Genomic DNA, 20573 nt, shown 5'->3' with positions numbered 1-20573 from the left:
AATAAGGCGTCTTATGACGCCTTATTATTTCCCTTTGATTCTCAAGGATTAATTAAATTCATTCCTGGCAGGAAAATGGCTTAACATTTGTTAGACTTATGGTTGTCGGCTTCATAGGGAGAATAACATGAGCATTATTAAAGAATTTCGCGAATTTGCGATGCGCGGAAACGTAGTGGATTTGGCGGTGGGTGTCATTATCGGAGCGGCATTCGGAAAGATTGTCTCTTCACTGGTTGCCGATATCATCATGCCACCGTTGGGCTTATTAATTGGCGGGATCGACTTTAAACAGTTTGCTGTCACGCTACGCGATGCGCAGGGGGATATCCCTGCTGTCGTTATGCATTACGGTGTCTTCATTCAAAACGTCTTTGATTTTCTGATTGTGGCCTTTGCCATCTTCATGGCAATTAAGCTAATCAACAAACTGAATCGTAAGAAAGAAGAACCGGCAGCCGCGCCAGCGCCAACTAAAGAAGAAGTATTACTGACAGAAATTCGTGATTTGCTGAAAGAGCAGAATAACCGCTCTTAAAAAGCCCCTGAAAGCAGAAGGCCAGTGGTAAAAAAGTGATTTACTTTCTTGCCACTGGCCTCCCAGTTTCCCCGATTGCCATGTTTTCCTTTTCGCATGTAACTACCTTTCCCCTTCTTATTTTTCTCTACACGCTGTCGGAATAAAGGATCATGTAGCAATGCTTCAATCGCATTATCTTTTATCTGTCCTTTAGTATGCTGATATCGGCTCATAAAAACTCCAGTTGGTTATTTAACGGCGCGAGTGTAATCCCGCCAGTGCAAAAAATCAACAACCACTCTTAATGCCACTCGCCCCTTGTTCAAGGGCTTCAAGAATCGAGCAATAAACACTGCTATGAGCGGTCCCACAGCAAGCATCGTTAAGGCGTTGCAAGGAACGCTGCATACTCTGCAACTCGGCTATCCGTGCTTCCACTTCCTGTAATCTTTCCTGCACAATGCCTTTTGACTCCTGACAGGTATGGTGCTCAGGATCGATACGGATCGACAGCAACTCGCGGATCGACTCCAGACTGAAACCAAGTTGTCTGGCATGGCGGATAAATTTCAATCGCTGGAGATCGCTTTCGGTATACAGGCGAAACCCACCTTCGGTACGTACTTCATGCTCCATCATCTGCTGCTTTTCGTAATAACGAATCGTGTCGGGTGTTACTTCCGCCATTTTTGCCAGCTCACCAATGCGATACATACATACTCCACTAGTTATCGTTGATTTTATTCAACAACTTGTCAGCATAATCGCCGCGTAAAAAATCGGTACTCAATCCTGCTTGTCGCAGCTTTAACTCCAGTAATGACAATCGACGACTAATCTCTTGATATTGCGGATCATCGTGACGGATACCTTCGAGGATATCCATAAGATGAATTGCTTCCCTCCGCTGCTCAAGTTCTGGCGGTAAGCAACCGGCATTCTTCAACAAGCGATACCCCGCACGTAATTCAGGTGGCACGTGTGAATCATCATCCAGAATCAATGGCTCGCCACTTCCCGGAAGATTATCAAACTCACCTTTGGATTGTGCCTCAGTAATATGACGCTCTGCCCACTGGTCAAGTAACCACATAAATACTCCAGGGGATGAACAAAAAGAGTACAGCTATTGTAGATAAGTGGGGATACTACGGGTATAAAAAAACCCGCCGGGGCGGGTTTTTTTACGTTGCTTCAGATTACTCTGCAGCAGCTTCTGCTTTCTCTGAACGATCAACCAGCTCGATGTAAGCCATCGGCGCGTTATCGCCTGCACGGAAGCCACACTTCAGAATACGAGTGTAACCACCGGCACGGCTCGCGAAACGCGGGCCCAGTTCGTTAAACAGTTTTGCCACGATCTCGTTATCACGAGTACGGGCGAATGCCAGACGACGATTAGCAACGCTATCAGTCTTGGCAAGAGTAATCAGCGGCTCAACTACGCGGCGCAGCTCTTTCGCTTTAGGCAGAGTCGTCTTGATGATTTCATGACGAACCAGTGAACCTGCCATATTGCGGAACATAGCCTGGCGATGGCTGCTGTTGCGGTTCAGTTGACGACCACTCTTACGATGGCGCATGACCTTATCCTTCTCAGTAAAACCTTAACCTGTGATCCGGTTACTCGTCAGCGATGCTTGCCGGTGGCCAGTTTTCCAGGCGCATGCCCAGAGACAGTCCACGGGAAGCCAGCACGTCTTTAATCTCAGTAAGAGATTTTTTACCAAGGTTAGGCGTTTTAAGGAGCTCAACCTCGGTACGCTGTACCAGATCACCGATATAGTGGATAGCTTCTGCTTTAAGGCAGTTAGCAGAGCGGACAGTCAATTCCAGATCGTCAACAGGGCGCAGCAGGATCGGATCGAACTCTGGTTTCTCTTCTTTCACTTCAGGCTGACGTACATCACGTAAGTCAACGAAAGCTTCCAGTTGTTCAGCCAGAATGGTTGCCGCACGACGAATCGCCTCTTCAGGATCGATTGTGCCGTTGGTTTCCATTTCGATGACCAGCTTGTCCAGGTCGGTACGCTGTTCTACACGCGCTGCTTCAACATTGTAGGCAATACGCTCCACAGGGCTGTAGCATGCGTCGACCAGCAGACGGCCGATTGGGCGCTCATCTTCTTCCGAATGAATTCGGGTAGAAGCCGGCACATAACCACGACCGCGCTGAACTTTGATACGCATGCTAATAGACGCGTTCTCATCGGTCAGGTGGCAGATCACGTGCTGCGGCTTGACGATTTCGACATCACCGTCGTGGGTGATATCGGCTGCAGTCACAGGGCCAATGCCAGATTTATTCAAGGTAAGAATAACTTCATCTTTGCCCTGAACTCTCACCGCCAGCCCTTTCAGGTTGAGCAGGATTTCCAGGATATCTTCCTGAACGCCTTCTTTGGTGCTGTACTCATGTAGTACACCATCAATCTCAACCTCGGTCACCGCGCAACCCGGCATCGATGAGAGCAGAATACGGCGCAGTGCGTTACCCAGAGTATGGCCAAAGCCACGCTCTAAAGGCTCAAGGGTCACCTTGGCGTGCGTCGAACTCACTTGCTCGATATCAACCAGGCGCGGTTTTAGAAACTCTGTCACAGAACCCTGCATTGTGTCCTCTCTTTGGTACTAAGCTTTACTTGGAGTAAAGCTCGACGATCAGGTGTTCGTTAATGTCCGCAGACAGATCAGAACGCTCCGGCTTACGCTTAAACGTACCTTCCATCTTGCCAGCATCAACTTCCAGCCAGGTTGGCTTTTCACGCTGCTCAGCCAGCTCCAGAGCGGCTTTCACGCGAGACTGCTTCTTCGCTTTCTCACGAATGCTTACAACGTCATTCGGACTAACCTGATAAGAAGCGATGTTAACAACACGACCGTTTACCATAATTGCTTTATGGCTAACCAGCTGACGTGCTTCTGCACGAGTGGCACCGAAGCCCATACGGTATACAACGTTGTCCAGACGACCTTCCAGCAGAGCCAACAGGTTTTCACCGGTGTTGCCTTTCAGACGTGCTGCTTCTTTGTAGTAGTTACGGAACTGACGCTCCAGCACACCATAGATACGGCGAACTTTTTGCTTTTCACGCAACTGCACACCATAGTCAGACAGACGCGGTTTACGCGCACCGTGCTGGCCAGGAGCTTGTTCAATTTTACACTTGGTATCGATCGCGCGAACGCCAGACTTAAGGAATAAGTCGGTGCCCTCACGACGGCTCAGCTTGAGCTTAGGACCCAAATATCTTGCCATTTTCTTTCTCCAACAAACCTGGAAAACGAGGCGTTATACGCGACGTTTTTTCGGCGGACGACAACCGTTATGAGGGATCGGAGTCACATCAGTAATGTTAGTGATGCGGAAACCTGCGGCGTTCAGAGCACGAATAGTAGATTCGCGGCCTGGACCCGGACCTTTAACCATAACTTCCAGATTCTTGATGCCGTATTCTTTCACGGCGTCAGCGCAACGCTCTGCTGCAACCTGAGCTGCAAACGGAGTGGATTTGCGAGAACCACGGAAACCGGAACCACCGGCTGTTGCCCAACCCAACGCGTTACCCTGACGATCAGTGATAGTCACGATGGTGTTGTTGAAAGAAGCATGGATATGAGCCACGCCGTCAGAGACTTGTTTTCTTACACGTTTACGTGCACGAATTGGTGCCTTTGCCATTATTCAATCACCCCGATTATTTCTTGATCGGTTTGCGCGGACCCTTACGGGTACGTGCGTTGGTCTTGGTACGCTGACCGCGAACCGGGAGACCACGACGATGACGCAAACCGCGATAGCAACCAAGATCCATCAGGCGCTTGATGCTCATGCTGATTTCACGGCGCAGATCACCTTCAACGACAAATTTGGCAACTTCGTCACGCAGCGTGTCGATTTGTCCTTCAGACAGCTCACTGATCTTAACATCTTCAGCGATACCCGCTGCAGCCAGGATGGCTTTAGAACGGGTCTTGCCGACGCCATAAATCGAAGTTAATGCGATTACGGCATGCTTATGATCAGGAATGTTAATGCCTGCTATACGGGCCACTATGCACTCCTACTATTTAATATGTACGTTCCATGCTGAAAAGCCCGTTTTCAGGATACTCAAATGGAAACGCACAGACATACAAAAGATTGGCTGGCTAATCTAGCCAGCTCAACCCAACTTTGCAAGAAAAATATGCGAAAAAATCAGCCTTGGCGCTGTTTATGCTTCGGCTCGGCACTGCAAATCACACGGATGACACCATCACGCTTAACGATTTTGCAGTTACGGCATAATTTCTTGACGGAAGCACGAACTTTCATTTTTACTCTCCGTAACTTCTCGGGCGACCAATTATCGGCCGTAGCCTTTCAGGTTCGCCTTCTTCAATGCAGACTCATACTGACTGGACATCATCAGAGTTTGCACTTGAGCCATAAAGTCCATAATCACGACAACAACGATAAGCAGTGAGGTCCCACCGAAGTAGAACGGTACTTTCATTGCATCACGCATGAACTCCGGGATCAGGCAGATAAAGGTAATGTACAGCGCACCAACCAAGGTCAGGCGGGTCATTACTTTATCGATATACTTCGCCGTTTGCTCTCCCGGACGAATTCCTGGTACAAATGCACCGGACTTCTTCAGGTTATCTGCTGTTTCACGCGGGTTGAAAACCAACGCCGTGTAGAAGAAACAGAAGAAGATGATTGCAGACGCATAGAGTAACACATAAAGCGGTTGCCCAGGCTGCAAATACAGCGAAATTGTTGTCAGCCAGTTCCAACCAGTACCGCCCCCGAACCATGACGCGATGGTCGCCGGGAACAGAATAATACTGGAAGCGAAGATTGCCGGGATTACCCCCGCCATATTCACTTTCAGCGGTAAATGTGTGCTCTGTGCAGCATAGACACGACGACCTTGCTGACGTTTCGCGTAGTTTACCACAATGCGGCGTTGACCACGCTCAACAAATACAACAAAGAACGTCACTGCAAATACTAATACTGCAACCAACAGCAACACGAGGAAGTGCAGGTCGCCTTGACGCGCTTGCTCGATAGTATGGGCAATGGCTGGCGGGAGTCCCGCGACAATACCGGCGAAGATAATGATTGAAATACCGTTGCCGATACCTCGTTCAGTAATCTGTTCGCCCAACCACATCAGGAACATGGTTCCTGTGACCAGACTTACAACAGCGGTGAAGTAGAATGCAAAGCCCGGGTTAATGACCAGGCCTTGCATACCAGGCATATTCGGCAGACCGGTAGCAATACCGATCGACTGGAATATTGCCAGCACCAGAGTACCGTAGCGGGTGTACTGGCTGATCTTACGACGACCAGACTCCCCTTCTTTCTTAATTTCTGCCAACGTTGGGTGAACCACCGTCAGCAGCTGGATAATGATCGATGCCGAAATATACGGCATGATCCCCAGAGCAAAGATAGAAGCACGGCTGAGAGCACCACCAGAGAACATGTTAAACATTTCAATGATGGTGCCTCGCTGTTGCTCAAGCAGTTTGGCAAGTACAGCGGCATCAATACCAGGGATCGGAATAAAAGAGCCAATACGGAACACAATCAGCGCACCGATAACAAACAACAGTCTGCGTTTCAGCTCGCCTAAGCCACCTTTGGCACTTTGAAAATCTAATCCCGGTTGTTTAGCCATCTGCTACTTATTCCTCGATTTTACCGCCAGCAGCTTCGATAGCAGCACGAGCGCCTTTAGTAACACGCAGGCCACGAACAGTTACCGGAGTAGTTACTTCGCCAGCCAGGATCACTTTCGCGAACTCGATCTGGATACCGATAATGTTAGCCGCTTTCAGCGTGTTCAGGTCTACAACACCGCCTTCTACTTTAGCCAGGTCAGACAGACGAACTTCGGCTGTAATCGCTGCTTTACGAGAAGTGAAGCCGAATTTCGGCAGACGACGGTACAGAGGCATCTGACCACCCTCGAAACCGCGACGTACGCCACCGCCAGAACGAGACTTCTGACCTTTGTGACCACGACCACCGGTTTTACCGAGGCCAGAACCGATACCACGACCCAGGCGTTTACCCGCCTTTTTGGAGCCTTCGGCCGGAGACAGAGTATTTAAACGCATCTCTTACTCCTCAACTTTAACCATGAAGGAAACCGCGTTGATCATACCGCGAATAGCAGGAGTATCCTCGCGCTCTACGGTGTGACCAATACGACGCAGACCCAGGCCAAGCAGCGTTGCCTTGTGTTTCGGCAGACGACCGATTGCACTGCGGGTTTGAGTAATTTTAATAGTCTTTGCCATGGTTTATTTCCCCAGAATTTCTTCAACGGATTTACCACGCTTGGCAGCGACCATTTCTGGAGAATTCATATTTTCCAGGCCATCGATAGTTGCACGAACCACGTTAATCGGGTTGGTGGAACCATACGCTTTAGCCAGAACGTTATGAACCCCAGCGACTTCCAGAACGGCGCGCATTGCACCACCGGCGATGATACCGGTACCTTCGGAAGCCGGCTGCATGAATACGCGAGAACCCGTATGAACACCTTTAACAGGGTGTTGCAGAGTGCCGTTATTCAGCGCGACGTTAATCATATTGCGACGGGCTTTTTCCATCGCTTTCTGGATCGCTGCTGGAACTTCACGCGCTTTACCGTAACCAAAACCAACGCGACCGTTACCATCGCCAACTACAGTCAGAGCTGTGAAGGAGAAAATACGACCACCTTTAACGGTTTTAGATACGCGGTTTACCGCGATCAGCTTTTCCTGCAGTTCGCCAGCTTGTTTTTCGATGTGAGCCATCTTACACCTCTACCTTAGAACTGAAGGCCAGCTTCACGGGCAGCATCTGCCAGTGCCTGGACACGACCATGATATTGGAACCCGGAACGGTCAAAGGATACATCTTTGATGCCTTTTTCCAGAGCGCGTTCAGCGACAGCTTTACCCACAGCTGCAGCCGCGTCTTTGTTACCGGTGTACTTCAGTTGTTCAGCGATAGCTTTTTCTACAGTAGAAGCAGCTACCAGAACTTCAGAACCGTTCGGTGCAATTACCTGTGCGTAAATGTGACGCGGGGTACGATGTACCACCAGGCGAGTTGCGCCCAGCTCCTGGAGCTTGCGGCGTGCGCGGGTCGCACGACGGATACGAGCAGATTTCTTATCCATAGTGTTACCTTACTTCTTCTTAGCCTCTTTGGTACGCACGACTTCGTCGGCGTAACGAACACCCTTGCCTTTGTAAGGCTCAGGACGACGGTAGGCGCGCAGATCCGCTGCAACCTGGCCGATCACCTGCTTATCAGCGCCTTTCAGCACGATTTCAGTCTGAGTCGGACATTCAGCAGTGATACCCGCAGGCAGCTGATGGTCAACAGGATGAGAGAAACCCAGAGACAGGTTAATCACATTGCCTTTAACCGCTGCACGGTAACCTACACCAACCAGCTGCAGCTTCTTAGTGAAGCCTTCGGTAACACCGATAACCATTGAGTTCAGCAGGGCACGCGCGGTACCAGCCTGTGCCCAACCGTCTGCGTAACCATCACGCGGACCGAAGGTCAGGGTATTATCTGCATGTTTAACTTCAACAGCATCGTTGAGAGTACGAGTCAGCTCGCCGTTTTTACCTTTGATCGTAATAACCTGACCGTTGATTTTTACGTCAACGCCGGCAGGAACAACGACCGGTGCTTTAGCAACACGAGACATTTTTTCCTCCGATTAGGCTACGTAGCAGATAATTTCGCCACCAAGACCAGCCTGGCGCGCTGCACGATCAGTCATAACACCTTTAGAGGTAGAAACAACTGCGATACCCAGACCCGCCATAACTTTCGGCAGCTCATCTTTACGTTTATAGATGCGCAGACCTGGGCGGCTGACACGCTGAATGCTTTCTACAACAGCTTTGCCCTGGAAATACTTCAGAGTAAGTTCCAGTTCAGGCTTGGTGTCGCCTTCAACTTTAAAATCTTCAATAAAACCTTCTTCCTTCAGCACGTTGGCGATTGCCACTTTCAGCTTGGAGGAAGGCATGGTGACCGCAGCTTTGTTCGCGGCCTGACCGTTACGGATACGGGTCAGCATATCCGCGATCGGATCTTGCATGCTCATCTGTCTTTACTCCCGTGATTCAATTGGTGACAATTACCAGCTAGCCTTTTTCAGACCCGGGATTTCACCGCGCATAGCGGCTTCACGGACCTTAATACGGCTCAACCCGAACTTCCGCAGGAAACCATGCGGACGACCTGTTTGACGGCAGCGGTTACGCTGACGAGACGGGCTGGAATCACGCGGCAGAGTCTGCAGCTTGAGAACAGCGTTCCAACGATCTTCGTCGGAAGCGTTCACATCAGAGATGATCGCTTTCAGTTCAGCGCGTTTCGCGAAGTATTTATCAGCTAAAGCTACGCGTTTTACTTCGCGTGCTTTCATTGATTGCTTAGCCATTTAGTAACCCTACCTTACTTGCGGAACGGGAAGTCAAAGGCAGCCAGCAGAGCGCGGCCTTCTTCGTCAGATTTCGCAGTAGTGGTAATGGTAATATCCAAACCACGAACGCGGTCGACTTTATCGTAGTCGATTTCTGGGAAGATGATCTGCTCACGGACACCCATGCTGTAGTTACCACGACCGTCGAAAGACTTAGCGGACAGGCCACGGAAGTCACGGATACGAGGTACAGCAATAGTGATCAGGCGCTCAAAGAACTCCCACATGCGTTCGCCACGCAGAGTTACTTTACAGCCGATCGGATAGCCCTGACGGATTTTGAAGCCTGCAACAGATTTGCGTGCTTTGGTGATCAGCGGTTTTTGACCGGAGATTGCTGCCAGGTCTGCTGCTGCGTTATCCAGCAGTTTTTTGTCAGCGATCGCTTCACCAACACCCATGTTCAGGGTGATCTTCTCGACCCGAGGGACTTGCATGACAGAATTGTAGTTAAACTCAGTCATGAGTTTTTTAACTACTTCGTCTTTGTAGTAATCATGCAGTTTCGCCATCGTACTACTCCAAATTACTTGATAGTTTCGCTGTTAGACTTGAAGAAACGGACTTTTTTACCGTCTTCGAATCTAAAGCCTACACGGTCAGCCTTGCCGGTTGCCGCATTGAAGATTGCTACGTTGGAAACCTGAATAGCGGCTTCTTTTTCAACGATGCCACCCGGTTGGTTCAGGGCCGGAACCGGCTTCTGATGTTTCTTAACCAGGTTGATACCTTCAACAATGACCTTGCCGGAAGACAGGACATTCTTAACTTTACCGCGTTTACCTTTATCTTTACCGGTTAACACGATAACTTCGTCATCACGACGGATTTTCGCTGCCATGATTCGCTCCTTAGAGTACTTCTGGTGCCAGAGAGATAATTTTCATGAACTTCTCACTACGAAGCTCACGAGTTACCGGCCCAAAAATACGCGTACCGATAGGCTGCTCGCTGTTGTTGTTCAGAAGAACACAAGCATTACCATCGAAGCGAATGACAGAACCGTCCGGGCGACGAACACCCTTCTTGGTGCGCACCACTACCGCCTTCAGCACATCACCTTTTTTGACCTTACCACGCGGAATTGCTTCTTTGATGGTGATCTTGATGATGTCGCCTACGCCTGCGTAGCGACGGTGCGAGCCACCCAGAACCTTGATACACATTACGCGACGTGCACCGGAGTTGTCGGCGACGTTCAGCATAGTCTGTTCTTGGATCATTTTAGTGCTCCGCTAATGTCAACTACTACTGAGACCCGAAAATCAGGTCGTTAAAAATCCCCATATCGAGGGCGCGGCATTATAACACCGCTTCAAGGATATGGGTAGAAAAAATAAACGGCTCATTTCTGAGCCGTTTATTCGTATCGAGAGAGTGTACTGTATTACAGAACCGCTTTCTCTACAACGCGAACCAGCGTCCAGGATTTAGTCTTGGACAGCGGACGGCATTCGCGGATTTCAACCACGTCACCGATACCGCATTCGTTGTTCTCGTCATGTACGTGCAGTTTGGTCGTACGCTTGATGAATTTACCGTAGATCGGGTGTTTCACAAAACGTTCGATAGCAACAACAATGGATTTCTCCATTTTGTCGCTAACAACGCGACCTTGCAGAGTACGGATTTTATCGGTCATTACGCACCCGCCTTCTCGTTCAGTAAAGTCTTAACGCGTGCGACATCGCGACGCACTTGCTTCAACAGGTGAGACTGTTGCAGCTGGCCACTTGCAGCCTGCATACGCAGGTTGAACTGCTCACGCAGCAGGTTCAGCAGCTCGGTGTTCAGCTCTTCAACGCTCTTCTCACGCAGCTCTTTTGCTTTCATTACATCACCGTCTTAGTTACAAAGGTGGTTTTAATCGGCAGTTTCGCTGCTGCCAGCTTGAATGCTTCACGGGCCAGCTCTTCCGGAACACCGTCCATTTCATACAGGACTTTACCCGGCTGAATCAAGGCAACCCAATACTCCACGTTACCTTTACCTTTACCCATACGCACTGCCAGCGGCTTTTCAGTGATCGGTTTGTCCGGGAACACACGGATCCAGATCTTACCTTGACGCTTAACTGCACGGGTCATAGCACGACGTGCTGCTTCGATCTGACGTGCAGTCAGACGACCACGGCCAACAGCTTTCAGACCGAAGCTGCCGAAGCTAACATCCGTACCCTGCGCCAGACCGCGGTTACGGCCTTTGTGCATTTTACGGAATTTTGTACGCTTTGGTTGTAACATCAGCGACGCTCCTTATTTACGGCCTTTACGCTGCTGCTTTTTAGGCTGAGCAGCCGGTTTTTCCGGTTGTTCAACAGCAGCCATACCACCCAGGATCTCGCCTTTGAAGATCCACACTTTAACGCCGATTACACCGTAAGTGGTGTGCGCTTCAGAGGTGTTGTAGTCGATGTCAGCACGCAGAGTGTGCAGCGGTACGCGACCTTCGCGGTACCATTCGGTACGTGCGATTTCCGCGCCGCCCAGACGGCCGCTAACTTCAACTTTAATACCTTTAGCGCCCAGACGCATTGCGTTCTGTACAGCACGCTTCATAGCACGACGGAACATAACGCGACGTTCCAGCTGAGAAGTGATGCTGTCAGCAACCAGTTTTGCGTCCAGTTCAGGCTTACGAACTTCGGCGATGTTGATCTGTGCAGGAACGCCAGCGATGTCCGCTACGACCTTACGCAGTTTTTCTACGTCTTCACCTTTTTTACCGATAACGATACCCGGGCGAGCAGTGTGAATGGTTACACGGATGCTCTTAGCCGGACGCTCGATAACGATACGAGATACGGACGCTTTAGCCAGTTCCTTAGTCAGGTACTGACGTACTTTAAAATCGCTGTCCAGGTTGTCAGCGAATTCTTTGGTGTTCGCAAACCAGGTAGAGTTCCATGGTTTTACAATACCCAGGCGAATACCATTAGGATGTACTTTCTGACCCATTGCTAGTCTCCAGAGTCTCAGCGATCGGACACAACCACAGTGATGTGGCTGGTGCGCTTCAGGATGCGATCTGCACGACCTTTTGCACGCGGCATAATGCGCTTCATGCTCGGGCCTTCGTCTACGAAAATTTTCGTAACTTTCAGATCGTCAATGTCAGCGCCATCGTTGTGTTCAGCGTTAGCAATGGCAGATTCCAGAACTTTCTTGACCAGTACAGCCGCTTTCTTGTTGGTGTAGGTCAAAATATCCAGAGCCTGCGACACTTTCTTACCGCGAATCAGGTCAGCAACAAGGCGAACCTTCTGAGCAGAAGAACGAGCATGGCGATGTTTAGCGATAGTTTCCATCTCTTCCTCCTACCTTATTTCTTCTTCGCTTTTTTATCAGCAGCGTGGCCGCGATAAGTACGAGTCGGTGCGAATTCACCCAGTTTGTGACCGACCATTTCGTCGGTTACAAATACCGGAACGTGCTGACGACCATTATGGACAGCGATGGTCAAACCGATCATGTTAGGAAAGATCGTTGAACGACGGGACCAAGTGCGCAGGGGCTTCTTGTCTCCGCTTTCCACCGCTTTCTCTACCTTCTTCAGCAAGTGCAGGTCAATAAAAGGACCTTTCTTGAGAGAACGTGGCATGGCTTATCCTCTAAAATTATTTGCTACGGCGACGTACGATGAATTTATCAGTACGCTTGTTGCTGCGGGTCTTCTTACCTTTGGTCTGAACGCCCCACGGAGTTACCGGGTGCTTACCAAAGTTACGACCTTCACCACCACCATGTGGGTGGTCTACCGGGTTCATCGCGGTACCGCGAACGGTCGGACGAACACCACGCCAGCGTGCAGCACCTGCTTTACCCAGAACGCGCAGCATATGCTCAGCATTGCCAACTTCGCCCAGAGTTGCACGGCAGTCTGCTTCTACTTTACGCATTTCACCAGAACGCAGACGCAGGGTGACATAAGCACCATCACGAGCAACGATCTGAACGTAAGTACCAGCGGAACGTGCCAGCTGACCGCCTTTACCTGGTTTCATTTCTACGTTATGAACAGTAGAACCAACCGGGATGTTGCGCATCGGCAGGGTGTTACCTGGTTTGATTGCAGCATCAACGCCAGACTGAATCTGGTCGCCAGCTTTCAGGCCTTTAGGGGCCAGGATGTAACGGCGTTCACCGTCTTTGTACAGAACCAACGCGATGTTCGCGGAACGGTTCGGATCGTACTCAAGACGTTCAACAACTGCCGGGATACCGTCTTTGTTGCGTTTGAAGTCAACAATACGGTAAGCCTGCTTGTGGCCACCACCGATATGACGAGTGGTGATACGGCCATTGTTGTTACGACCACCGGATTTGCTGTTTTTTTCCAGCAACGGAGCAAAAGGTTTGCCCTTGTGCAGCTCAGGGTTAACCACTTTAACAACGTGGCGACGACCCGGAGATGTCGGTTTACATTTAACAACTGCCATTGTATTACTCCTCCGACTTACTCAGCGCCGCCAACGAAGTCCAGATTCTGGCCTTCTTTCAGGGTGACGTAAGCTTTTTTCCAGTCGCTACGACGACCGATACGCTGTCCGTGACGTTTAACTTTCCCTTTAACTACCAGGGTGTTAACGACTTCGACTTCGACTTCAAACAGTTTCTGCACAGCAGCTTTGATTTCTGCTTTGGTCGCGTCTTTAGCAACTTTGAGTACGATGGTGTTGGATTTTTCCATCGCAGTAGACGCTTTTTCAGAAACGTGCGGTGCACGCAGCACCTTCAGCAGACGTTCTTCACGAATCATGCCAGCATCTCCTCAACTTGCTTAACAGCATCAGCAGTCATTACGACTTTGTCGAAGGCGATCAGGCTAACCGGGTCGATACCAGTTGCATCGCGTACGTCAACCTTGTGCAGGTTGCGCGCAGCCAGGAACAGGTTTTCGTCCAGCTCACCGGTGATGATCAGCACATCTTCCAGAGCCATGTCTTTCAGTTTCTGTGCCAGCAGCTTAGTTTTCGGCGCTTCTACAGAGAACTTCTCGACAACGATCAGACGATCCTGACGTACCAGTTCGGACAGGATGCTTTTCAGCGCGCCGCGGTACATCTTCTTGTTAACTTTTTGACTGTGGTCCTGCGGACGAGCAGCAAAGGTCACGCCACCAGAACGCCAGATCGGGCTCTTGATAGAACCAGAACGCGCACGGCCGGTGCCTTTCTGGCGCCACGGTTTTTTACCGGAACCAGTTACTTCAGCACGAGTCTTCTGAGCACGAGTACCCTGACGAGCACCAGCTGCATAAGCAACAACAACCTGGTGAACCAGCGCTTCGTTGAAATCACGACCGAAGGTAGTTTCGGAAACAGTCAGCGCGCTCTGCGCGTCTTTCAATACTAATTCCATTGCTATCTCCTTACGCCTTCACAGCTGGTTTAACGATCAGGTCGCTACCGGTTGCACCCGGGACAGCACCTTTAACCAGCAGCAGGTTGCGCTCAGCGTCAACGCGTACTACGTCAAGGCTCTGAACGGTTACACGTTCGTTACCCATCTGACCTGCCATTTTCTTGCCTTTGAACACTTTGCCCGGAGTCTGGTTCTGACCGATAGAACCCGGAACGCGGTGAGACAAGGAGTTACCGTGAGTAGCGTCCTGGGTACGGAAGTTCCAGCGCTTAACGGTACCTGCGAAACCTTTACCTTTAGAGGTGCCAGTTACGTCAACTTTTTTAACGTCAGCAAACAGTTCAACGCTAATGCTCTGACCTACAGTGAACTCTTCGCCTTCAGCCAAGCGGAATTCCCACAGACCACGGCCAGCTTCTACGCCAGCTTTAGCGAAGTGGCCAGCTTCAGGCTTGGTCACACGGTTAGCTTTTTTAGCACCGGTGGTCACCTGAATAGCACGGTAGCCATCGTTAGCCAGGTCTTTAACCTGAGTAACGCGGTTTGCTTCAACTTCGATTACGGTTACTGGGATAGAAACGCCGTCTTCTGTGAAGATACGGGTCATACCCACTTTTTTACCGACTAAACCAATCATTGTTTCAACCTCTCAATCGCTCAATGACCTGATTAACCCAGGCTGATCTGCACGTCTACACCGGCAGCCAGATCCAGACGCATCAGAGCATCAACGGTTTTCTCGGTTGGCTCAACGATGTCAACCAGACGCAAGTGAGTACGGATTTCGTACTGATCGCGCGCGTCTTTGTTGACGTGCGGGGAGATCAGAACAGTGAAGCGCTCTTTGCGTGTCGGCAGCGGGATCGGACCACGGACCTGCGCACCAGTGCGCTTGGCAGTCTCGACGATTTCCGCGGTTGCTTGATCGATCAGACGATGATCAAACGCTTTCAGGCGGATACGGATTCTTTGGTTCTGCATGAGACCAGAGCTCCAATTATTTTATAAACGAAAATGATTACTCCTCAGACCCATTACGATTGATGGGAGAGTGTAACCGTTCTTACGTAGCTCCCCGATTGGGAGCATTGTTAGGTAGCCAAATTCGGCTAACTGAGGTTCAGATTGAACCTGCTGTCAACTACGACAAGCCCGCGCATTATACGCAAATCTGAGCCAGACGCAAGCATCGGGTAGAAATTAATCGCAACGCGCAGATTGCGAGCTGTATTCCACGAAATTTGTAAGGTTGTGAAGATAGCGTTTTTCACCGGAACCAGGTTAACAAATCAGCGATTTCTCCGTTGCTGAGCATCCGGAGTTATTCGATGGTGATACTCCAATTACAGAGGATGTTTTATGGACGCTACCCTTCCCTTTCTGATTTTGTACGCTTGTTTATCAGCCCTACTTTTTTTCTGGGATGCAAAGCATGGCTTGTTACCTGACAGATTTACGTGCCCGTTACTCTGGTCAGGTCTTTTGTTCTATCAGGTTTGTAATCCTGACGGTTTAGCCGATGCGTTATGGGGGGCGATTATTGGTTACGGCACATTCGCTGTCATTTACTGGGGGTATCGCATACTGCGTCATAAAGAAGGATTAGGCTATGGTGATGTGAAGTTTCTCGCCGCCCTTGGTGCCTGGCATACATGGACCTTCTTGCCACGACTGGTTTTCCTTGCTGCCTCATTCGCTTGCGGAGCCGTAGTTATTGGTCTGCTCATGAGAGGAAAAGAGTCATTAAAAAACCCGCTGCCGTTTGGGCCATTTCTGGCGGCTGCGGGTTTCGTTGTAGGCTGGGATAGTTTGCTGGCAGGCCGTTAATCTTTAACTTTTATTTGTGATTGCAGGTAATTTTGTAAACCGATTTTACCGATGAGATCCAGCTCAGTTTCGAGCCAGTCAATATGACCTTCTTCATCGGCAAGGATCTCGATCATCATATCACGGCTAACATAGTCATGAACGCTGTCGGCATACGCGATAGCCTCACGGAGATCCTTCGCGCCTTCCAGTTCTAATCGCAGGTCGGATTGCAGCATCTCCTCGACATCTTCACCAATCCCCAGTTTGCCTAAATCCTGTAAGTTAGGGATTCCTTCTAAAAACAAAATACGCTCGATATATTTATCAGCGTGTTTCATCTCATCAATAGATTCATGGTATTCGACGTCATTGAGACGCATCAGGCCCCAGTTTTTAAACATCCGGGCATGGAGAAAATACTGATTGATTGCGACAAGCTCATTTCCCAATAGTTTATTGAGATAATTTATGATTTTAACATCACCTTTCATTTTATAATCCCTCCGCTTCCACTATTAGAGCGTAGATGGGGCTAGCGGGATGTCAAAAAATAAGCGTGGGCTTCAGGCAATCTCTTTAAATTCTGGCATCTGCATCAACTCGTCCTGCATCACTTCGCGCGCGGCGCGAATGCACTTACCGCATTGATTTCCCACAGGAATAAACTTACGCAATTGTTGGAAAGATTGCGGATGAAACTGACGGACTGCCTGGCGAATTTTTTTGTCACTTACACCATTACACAAACAAACGTACATGATTGCTCCCGTTCAAATTCTGTGCAAAGTGTAAATGAGAATGGTTATGATTACAATAGCACAGTTTAATTTGCGCCATAGTTCAGCGAGTGAAATTACGACTAAATATTTCGAGCTCAAATTACGGGCAGCAAAAAGGGCGCCGAAGCGCCCTTTTTAATTCGAAACTAATTAACGTGTAATTAGCCCAGAACTTTAGCAACAACGCCCGCGCCAACGGTACGGCCGCCTTCACGGATTGCGAAACGCAGACCGTCGTCCATCGCGATCGGGTGGATCAGGGTAACAACCATTTTGATGTTGTCGCCCGGCATTACCATCTCTACGCCTTCCGGCAGTTCGATGGTACCAGTCACGTCAGTAGTACGGAAGTAGAACTGCGGACGGTAGCCTTTGAAGAACGGAGTATGACGGCCGCCTTCATCTTTGGACAGAATGTACACTTCAGATTCGAACTTGGTGTGCGGCTTGATGGTGCCCGGCTTAGCCAGTACCTGACCACGTTCGATTTCTTCACGTTTGATACCACGCAGCAGAACACCTACGTTCTCACCAGCACGGCCTTCGTCCAGCAGTTTGCGGAACATTTCAACGCCAGTACAGGTAGACTTCTGAGTCTCTTTGATACCAACGATTTCAACTTCTTCACCAACTTTGATGATACCGCGTTCTACACGACCGGTAACTACGGTACCACGACCGGAGATGGAGAATACGTCTTCGATCGGCAGCAGGAACGGCTTGTCAATCGCACGCTCTGGTTCCGGAATGTAAGAATCCAGGAAGCCAGCCAGTTCCAGGATTTTCGCTTCCCACTCTGCGTCGCCTTCCAGCGCTTTCAGAGCAGAACCACGAACGATCGGAGTGTCGTCGCCCGGGAAGTCGTACTGAGACAGAAGTTCACGAACTTCCATTTCAACCAGTTCCAGCAGCTCTTCGTCATCAACCATGTCGCATTTGTTCAGAAACACGATGATGTACGGAACGCCTACCTGACGACCCAGCAGGATGTGCTCACGAGTCTGCGGCATCGGGCCGTCAGTCGCAGCAACTACCAGGATCGCGCCGTCCATCTGAGCAGCACCGGTGATCATGTTTTTAACATAGTCGGCGTGCCCCGGGCAGTCTACGTGTGCGTAGTGACGGGTCGGGGTGTCATATTCAACGTGAGAAGTGTTGATGGTGATACCACGAGCTTTTTCTTCCGGCGCGTTATCGATCTGGTCGAATGCACGAGCAGCACCGCCGTAGGTTTTAGCCAGTACGGTGGTGATTGCAGCGGTCAGAGTAGTTTTACCGTGGTCAACGTGGCCGATAGTACCAACGTTAACGTGCGGTTTTGTACGTTCAAATTTTTCTTTAGACACGGCTATATTCCTTACTATAGTGCTCTCCCCTTCAGGAGAGAGCACGGGACTTTGGTATTAACCCTTAGGCTTATTTACCACGGGCTTCAATTACGGCCTGAGCAACGTTACTCGGCGCTTCATCATACTTCAGGAATTCCATGGTGTATGATGCACGACCTTTGGTCAGAGAACGCAGCTGAGTTGCATATCCGAACATTTCAGACAGCGGTACTTCAGCGTGGATCTTAACGCCAGTAACTTCAGATTCCTGACCTTTGAGCATACCACGACGACGGCTCAAGTCACCGATAACGTCACCGGTGTTCTCTTCCGGAGTTTCTACTTCAACCTTCATGATCGGCTCAAGCAGAACTGGTTTCGCTTTCTTAAAGCCTTCTTTAAAGGCGATAGAAGCTGCCAGTTTAAACGCCAGTTCAGAGGAGTCAACGTCATGGTAAGAACCGAAGTGCAGACGAATACCCATGTCTACTACCGGGTAGCCTGCCAGCGGACCTGCTTTCAGCTGTTCCTGGATACCTTTATCAACGGCCGGGATGTATTCGCCAGGGATTACACCACCTTTAATGTCGTTGATGAACTCGTAGCCTTTCGGGTTTGAACCCGGCTCCAGCGGGTACATGTCGATAACAACATGACCATACTGACCACGACCACCAGACTGTTTCGCGTGTTTACCTTCAACATCGGTAACTTTCTGGCGGATAGTTTCACGGTAAGCAACCTGCGGTTTACCTACGTTCGCTTCAACGTTGAATTCACGCTTCATACGGTCAACGATGATGTCGAGGTGCAGTTCGCCCATACCCGCGATGATGGTCTGGTTAGATTCTTCGTCAGTCCATACACGGAAAGACGGGTCTTCTTTAGCCAGACGGCCCAGAGCCAGACCCATTTTTTCCTGGTCAGCTTTGGTTTTCGGTTCAACTGCGATGGAGATTACCGGCTCAGGGAATTCCATACGTTCCAGAATGATCGGCGCATCCGGGTCACACAGGGTGTCACCAGTGGTTACGTCTTTCAGACCGATAGCAGCAGCGATGTCGCCCGCGCGAACTTCTTTGATCTCTTCACGTTTGTTAGCGTGCATCTGAACGATACGACCGAAACGCTCACGTGCAGCTTTCACGGAGTTCAGTACGGTATCACCAGAGTTAACCACACCGGAGTACACACGGAAGAAGGTCAGGTTACCAACAAACGGGTCGGTAGCGATTTTGAACGCCAGTGCAGAGAACGGCTCGTCATCACTTGCGTGACGTTCAGCCGGAGTATCTTTACCGTCGTCCAGGATACCGTTGATCGCAGGTACGTCAACCGGGGATGGCAGGTAATCAATTACCGCATCCAGCATCGCCTGAACACCTTTGTTCTTGAACGCAGAACCACAGGTTACCAGGATGATTTCGTTGTTCAGAACGCGCTGACGCAGAGCACCTTTAATCTCTTCTTCAGTCAGTTCTTCACCACCCAGGTATTTTTCCATCAGCTCTTCAGAAGCTTCAGCTGCGGATTCGATCAGGTTCTGGTGCCATTCGTTAGCCAGTTCAACCATGTCTGCCGGGATATCTTCGTATTCGAAGGTTACGCCCTGGTCAGCGTCGTTCCAGTTGATAGCTTTCATTTTCACCAGGTCAACAACACCGGTGAAATGTTCTTCAGCACCAATCGCCAGCTGCAGCGGAACCGGGTTCGCGCCCAGACGGGTTTTGATCTGGTTAACAACTTTCAGGAAGTTCGCACCCATGCGGTCCATTTTGTTAACGAACGCAATGCGCGGAACTTTATATTTGTTTGCCTGACGCCATACGGTTTCAGACTGCGGCTGAACACCACCAACTGCGCAGTAAACCATTACCGCACCATCGAGAACACGCATGGAACGTTCTACTTCGATTGTGAAGTCAACGTGCCCCGGGGTGTCGATGATGTTGATGCGATGCGGCTCATACTGCTTAGCCATACCAGACCAGAATGCAGTAGTTGCAGCGGAAGTGATGGTAATACCACGTTCCTGCTCCTGCTCCATCCAGTCCATGGTTGCAGCGCCGTCATGAACTTCACCGATTTTATGGTTTACACCGGTGTAGAACAGAATACGTTCGGTAGTAGTGGTTTTACCGGCGTCGATGTGCGCACTGATACCGATGTTACGGTAGCGTGCGATGGGTGTTGTACGAGCCATTTGTTTCCTCGTTTATCTTTTAGGCGTTCAATTTAAGTAGCCCAAAGCGGGCTGCTTACTG

Annotated in this window: 37 protein-coding genes; 2 read left to right on the top strand and 35 right to left on the bottom strand. The window is 49.9% G+C overall.

Going from position 1 to position 20573, the window contains the following annotated elements; genetic code table 11:
• Positions 1-127: 127 nt before the first annotated feature.
• Positions 128-538, top strand: a complete 411-nt coding sequence (gene mscL, locus AACU19_RS23600; RefSeq protein WP_000022442.1) for a large-conductance mechanosensitive channel protein MscL — start codon at positions 128-130, stop codon at positions 536-538.
• Here the strand turns inward: mscL and arfA are convergent.
• The 31 genes from arfA to rpsJ all read right to left on the bottom strand — a co-directional run bounded on the left by arfA (position 535) and on the right by rpsJ (position 15374).
• A complete protein-coding gene (gene arfA / locus AACU19_RS23595; RefSeq protein ID WP_000092697.1) occupies positions 535-753 on the bottom strand; it encodes an alternative ribosome-rescue factor ArfA in 219 nt (72 codons plus the stop codon). The genes mscL and arfA overlap by 4 nt on opposite strands.
• Before the next feature lie 55 nt (positions 754-808).
• Positions 809-1234, bottom strand: a complete 426-nt coding sequence (gene zntR / locus AACU19_RS23590; RefSeq protein ID WP_103254003.1) for a Zn(2+)-responsive transcriptional regulator — start codon at positions 1232-1234, stop codon at positions 809-811.
• 10 nt (positions 1235-1244) lie between these two features.
• On the bottom strand, positions 1245-1613 hold the full coding sequence (locus AACU19_RS23585; protein WP_000266527.1) for a DnaJ family domain-containing protein: 369 nt from the start codon (positions 1611-1613) through the stop codon (positions 1245-1247).
• Positions 1614-1719: 106 nt separating this feature from the next.
• Positions 1720-2103 (bottom strand): 50S ribosomal protein L17, encoded by a 384-nt coding sequence (gene rplQ / locus AACU19_RS23580; protein ID WP_001216368.1) that lies wholly within the window; start codon positions 2101-2103, stop codon positions 1720-1722.
• A gap of 40 nt (positions 2104-2143) precedes the next feature.
• Complete coding sequence (locus tag AACU19_RS23575) at positions 2144-3133, bottom strand: DNA-directed RNA polymerase subunit alpha (RefSeq protein ID WP_001162094.1); 990 nt, start codon at positions 3131-3133, stop codon at positions 2144-2146.
• A gap of 25 nt (positions 3134-3158) precedes the next feature.
• A complete protein-coding gene (gene rpsD, locus AACU19_RS23570) occupies positions 3159-3779 on the bottom strand; it encodes a 30S ribosomal protein S4 (RefSeq protein ID WP_000135224.1) in 621 nt (206 codons plus the stop codon).
• A 33-nt stretch (positions 3780-3812) separates the two neighbouring features.
• Positions 3813-4202, bottom strand: a complete 390-nt coding sequence (gene rpsK, locus AACU19_RS23565) for a 30S ribosomal protein S11 (RefSeq protein ID WP_001029684.1) — start codon at positions 4200-4202, stop codon at positions 3813-3815.
• 16 nt (positions 4203-4218) lie between these two features.
• Entirely contained in the window at positions 4219-4575 is a 357-nt protein-coding gene (rpsM, locus tag AACU19_RS23560) for a 30S ribosomal protein S13 (protein WP_000090775.1), read from the bottom strand.
• 146 nt (positions 4576-4721) lie between these two features.
• A complete protein-coding gene (rpmJ, locus tag AACU19_RS23555; RefSeq protein WP_000868187.1) occupies positions 4722-4838 on the bottom strand; it encodes a 50S ribosomal protein L36 in 117 nt (38 codons plus the stop codon).
• Between the two features lie 31 nt (positions 4839-4869).
• Positions 4870-6201: a preprotein translocase subunit SecY gene (gene secY / locus AACU19_RS23550; protein ID WP_001118861.1), complete on the bottom strand. Its 1332-nt coding sequence runs from the start codon at positions 6199-6201 to the stop codon at positions 4870-4872.
• 7 nt (positions 6202-6208) lie between these two features.
• Positions 6209-6643: a 50S ribosomal protein L15 gene (gene rplO, locus AACU19_RS23545; protein WP_001238917.1), complete on the bottom strand. Its 435-nt coding sequence runs from the start codon at positions 6641-6643 to the stop codon at positions 6209-6211.
• A 3-nt stretch (positions 6644-6646) separates the two neighbouring features.
• On the bottom strand, positions 6647-6826 hold the full coding sequence (gene rpmD / locus AACU19_RS23540) for a 50S ribosomal protein L30 (protein WP_001140433.1): 180 nt from the start codon (positions 6824-6826) through the stop codon (positions 6647-6649).
• A gap of 3 nt (positions 6827-6829) precedes the next feature.
• Complete coding sequence (gene rpsE / locus AACU19_RS23535) at positions 6830-7333, bottom strand: 30S ribosomal protein S5 (protein WP_000940121.1); 504 nt, start codon at positions 7331-7333, stop codon at positions 6830-6832.
• Between the two features lie 14 nt (positions 7334-7347).
• A complete protein-coding gene (gene rplR, locus AACU19_RS23530; protein ID WP_000358960.1) occupies positions 7348-7701 on the bottom strand; it encodes a 50S ribosomal protein L18 in 354 nt (117 codons plus the stop codon).
• Positions 7702-7710: 9 nt separating this feature from the next.
• A complete protein-coding gene (rplF, locus tag AACU19_RS23525) occupies positions 7711-8244 on the bottom strand; it encodes a 50S ribosomal protein L6 (RefSeq protein WP_000091945.1) in 534 nt (177 codons plus the stop codon).
• A 12-nt stretch (positions 8245-8256) separates the two neighbouring features.
• Positions 8257-8649, bottom strand: a complete 393-nt coding sequence (gene rpsH, locus AACU19_RS23520; RefSeq protein WP_000062611.1) for a 30S ribosomal protein S8 — start codon at positions 8647-8649, stop codon at positions 8257-8259.
• A gap of 33 nt (positions 8650-8682) precedes the next feature.
• Entirely contained in the window at positions 8683-8988 is a 306-nt protein-coding gene (rpsN, locus tag AACU19_RS23515) for a 30S ribosomal protein S14 (protein ID WP_001118930.1), read from the bottom strand.
• Positions 8989-9002: 14 nt separating this feature from the next.
• Positions 9003-9542 carry a 50S ribosomal protein L5 gene (gene rplE / locus AACU19_RS23510; protein ID WP_001096200.1) on the bottom strand — a complete coding sequence of 180 codons (540 nt, stop codon included), beginning with the start codon at positions 9540-9542 and terminating at the stop codon, positions 9003-9005.
• A gap of 14 nt (positions 9543-9556) precedes the next feature.
• Complete coding sequence (gene rplX / locus AACU19_RS23505) at positions 9557-9871, bottom strand: 50S ribosomal protein L24 (protein ID WP_000729185.1); 315 nt, start codon at positions 9869-9871, stop codon at positions 9557-9559.
• A gap of 10 nt (positions 9872-9881) precedes the next feature.
• Complete coding sequence (gene rplN / locus AACU19_RS23500) at positions 9882-10253, bottom strand: 50S ribosomal protein L14 (RefSeq protein ID WP_000613955.1); 372 nt, start codon at positions 10251-10253, stop codon at positions 9882-9884.
• Positions 10254-10417: 164 nt separating this feature from the next.
• Positions 10418-10672, bottom strand: a complete 255-nt coding sequence (gene rpsQ, locus AACU19_RS23495; RefSeq protein ID WP_000130100.1) for a 30S ribosomal protein S17 — start codon at positions 10670-10672, stop codon at positions 10418-10420.
• The gene (gene rpmC / locus AACU19_RS23490; protein ID WP_000644741.1) at positions 10672-10863 is read right to left on the bottom strand and encodes a 50S ribosomal protein L29; all 192 of its coding nucleotides are present in this window, start codon (positions 10861-10863) and stop codon (positions 10672-10674) included. The genes rpsQ and rpmC overlap by 1 nt, the downstream gene beginning before the upstream one ends.
• The gene (rplP, locus tag AACU19_RS23485; RefSeq protein ID WP_000941212.1) at positions 10863-11273 is read right to left on the bottom strand and encodes a 50S ribosomal protein L16; all 411 of its coding nucleotides are present in this window, start codon (positions 11271-11273) and stop codon (positions 10863-10865) included. Before rplP ends, rpmC begins: the two co-directional genes overlap by 1 nt.
• Before the next feature lie 12 nt (positions 11274-11285).
• Positions 11286-11987, bottom strand: a complete 702-nt coding sequence (rpsC, locus tag AACU19_RS23480) for a 30S ribosomal protein S3 (RefSeq protein WP_000529945.1) — start codon at positions 11985-11987, stop codon at positions 11286-11288.
• A gap of 17 nt (positions 11988-12004) precedes the next feature.
• Positions 12005-12337, bottom strand: coding sequence for a 50S ribosomal protein L22 (gene rplV, locus AACU19_RS23475; protein WP_000447529.1), 333 nt, complete (start codon positions 12335-12337; stop codon positions 12005-12007).
• A gap of 14 nt (positions 12338-12351) precedes the next feature.
• Complete coding sequence (rpsS, locus tag AACU19_RS23470) at positions 12352-12630, bottom strand: 30S ribosomal protein S19 (protein WP_001138117.1); 279 nt, start codon at positions 12628-12630, stop codon at positions 12352-12354.
• Positions 12631-12646: 16 nt separating this feature from the next.
• A complete protein-coding gene (rplB, locus tag AACU19_RS23465) occupies positions 12647-13468 on the bottom strand; it encodes a 50S ribosomal protein L2 (RefSeq protein WP_000301864.1) in 822 nt (273 codons plus the stop codon).
• Positions 13469-13485: 17 nt separating this feature from the next.
• Entirely contained in the window at positions 13486-13788 is a 303-nt protein-coding gene (rplW, locus tag AACU19_RS23460) for a 50S ribosomal protein L23 (RefSeq protein ID WP_000617544.1), read from the bottom strand.
• The gene (gene rplD, locus AACU19_RS23455; RefSeq protein ID WP_000424395.1) at positions 13785-14390 is read right to left on the bottom strand and encodes a 50S ribosomal protein L4; all 606 of its coding nucleotides are present in this window, start codon (positions 14388-14390) and stop codon (positions 13785-13787) included. Before rplD ends, rplW begins: the two co-directional genes overlap by 4 nt.
• A gap of 10 nt (positions 14391-14400) precedes the next feature.
• Positions 14401-15030 carry a 50S ribosomal protein L3 gene (rplC, locus tag AACU19_RS23450; protein ID WP_000579833.1) on the bottom strand — a complete coding sequence of 210 codons (630 nt, stop codon included), beginning with the start codon at positions 15028-15030 and terminating at the stop codon, positions 14401-14403.
• 32 nt (positions 15031-15062) lie between these two features.
• Positions 15063-15374 (bottom strand): 30S ribosomal protein S10, encoded by a 312-nt coding sequence (rpsJ, locus tag AACU19_RS23445; RefSeq protein WP_001181004.1) that lies wholly within the window; start codon positions 15372-15374, stop codon positions 15063-15065.
• A 378-nt stretch (positions 15375-15752) separates the two neighbouring features.
• On the opposite strand from rpsJ, the gene AACU19_RS23440 reads away from it, so the two are divergent.
• Positions 15753-16220, top strand: coding sequence for a prepilin peptidase (locus AACU19_RS23440; protein WP_000340159.1), 468 nt, complete (start codon positions 15753-15755; stop codon positions 16218-16220).
• On the opposite strand, the gene bfr is transcribed toward AACU19_RS23440, so the two are convergent.
• The 4 genes from bfr to fusA form a co-directional block, all read right to left on the bottom strand.
• Positions 16217-16693: a bacterioferritin gene (gene bfr, locus AACU19_RS23435; protein WP_000675515.1), complete on the bottom strand. Its 477-nt coding sequence runs from the start codon at positions 16691-16693 to the stop codon at positions 16217-16219. The two genes, AACU19_RS23440 and bfr, sit on opposite strands and share 4 nt — an antisense overlap.
• 72 nt (positions 16694-16765) lie before the next feature.
• On the bottom strand, positions 16766-16960 hold the full coding sequence (gene bfd, locus AACU19_RS23430; protein ID WP_000289090.1) for a bacterioferritin-associated ferredoxin: 195 nt from the start codon (positions 16958-16960) through the stop codon (positions 16766-16768).
• 182 nt (positions 16961-17142) lie between these two features.
• Complete coding sequence (gene tuf / locus AACU19_RS23425; protein ID WP_000031783.1) at positions 17143-18327, bottom strand: elongation factor Tu; 1185 nt, start codon at positions 18325-18327, stop codon at positions 17143-17145.
• Between the two features lie 70 nt (positions 18328-18397).
• Positions 18398-20512 carry an elongation factor G gene (gene fusA, locus AACU19_RS23420; RefSeq protein WP_000124703.1) on the bottom strand — a complete coding sequence of 705 codons (2115 nt, stop codon included), beginning with the start codon at positions 20510-20512 and terminating at the stop codon, positions 18398-18400.
• Between the last annotated feature and the right edge of the window lie 61 nt (positions 20513-20573).

Source organism: Escherichia sp. MOD1-EC4550, from assembly GCF_963876935.1.
Taxonomy (GTDB): Bacteria; Pseudomonadota; Gammaproteobacteria; order Enterobacterales; family Enterobacteriaceae; genus Escherichia; species Escherichia coli_F.
Note: the sequence above shows the minus strand (reverse complement) of the source record. Positions and strands in the feature narration are given on the sequence as shown.